At 66.3% G+C, this 1,003-nt stretch carries 1 protein-coding gene; it reads left to right on the top strand.

Features of this window, described 5'->3' with window-relative positions; genetic code table 11:
- Positions 1-820, top strand: an 820-nt coding sequence (locus AB0B91_RS66550; RefSeq protein ID WP_358343376.1) for a reverse transcriptase domain-containing protein, incomplete at its 5' end; no start/stop codon positions are given.
- Between the last annotated feature and the right edge of the window lie 183 nt (positions 821-1,003).

The raw sequence follows: 1,003 nt of genomic DNA, 5'->3' as shown, positions 1-1,003 counted from the left end.
CTTTTCGGCGATTCCGCATGATGAGTTGATACGAGCGGTCGAGGAACGCGTCTGTGACCAGTCCGTTCTCAAGCTCCTGCGCGCGATCTTGCGTGCCGGGGTGATGGAGGAGGGGCAGGTGCATCGGCCGGTCACCGGAACCGCGCAAGGCGGGGTGATTTCACCCGTCTTATGCAACGTCTACCTGCACCGACTCGATCGGGCGTGGGACGACGGTGATGGGGTGCTGGTGCGCTATGCCGACGATGTGACGGTGATGTGCTGGTCGCGTAGCCAGGCTGAACGCGCACTCGCGCGTCTGACGGCGCTGCTGGCCGATCTCGGCTTGAAGCCGAAGGCGGCCAAGACCCGGATCGTGCGTCTGGAGGTCGGTGGGGAAGGGCTGGACTTTCTCGGCTTTCACCACCGACTGGTGCGCAGCCTGGGTCGGGACGGCAAACGGCCTGTCACCTTTCTCGCCCGCTGGCCCGCCGACCGGGCCATGCAGCACGCCCGGGATCGGATCCGTGAGTTGACGCTCCGGTCCCGGCTGCTGCTGCACCCGGAGGTGATCGTGGAGGATATCAACCGGTTCCTGCGCGGCTGGGCCGCCTATTTCCGGTTCGGTAACTCCTCCCGGCACTTCAACAAGATCAGGAGTTATGCGCGGATGCGGATGGCGCTCGTCCTTCGCAAACGCCATCGCCGCTCGCGAGGGTTTGGCTGGTCGGTCGTGGCCTTCCAGTCTCCGGACCAACTCGGCCTGGTCACGTTGTCGGGAATCGTCGTCGCACCCAGGCCCTTTCGGGACTGGCGGGGGACGCCGAATGCCAGGCGGTGAACGACGTCGGTGAGCCGTGTGCCGGAGAACGGCATGCACGGTGCGACGGGCGGGGACTGGAAACGGAGCAACGAACCTGGCCACGGTCACTGGGGTGGCACAACCGACCGGGAAACCGGCGGAACATGAAGGCCCCAGGCCCTACCGCCAGGAGACGCCACCGCGCCAGCCCCCGACCCTACG

The sequence above is a fragment of the Nonomuraea sp. NPDC049141 genome, from assembly GCF_040648415.1.
Taxonomy (GTDB): Bacteria; Actinomycetota; Actinomycetes; order Streptosporangiales; family Streptosporangiaceae; genus Nonomuraea.
This window is presented reverse-complemented; position numbering and strand designations above follow the sequence as displayed.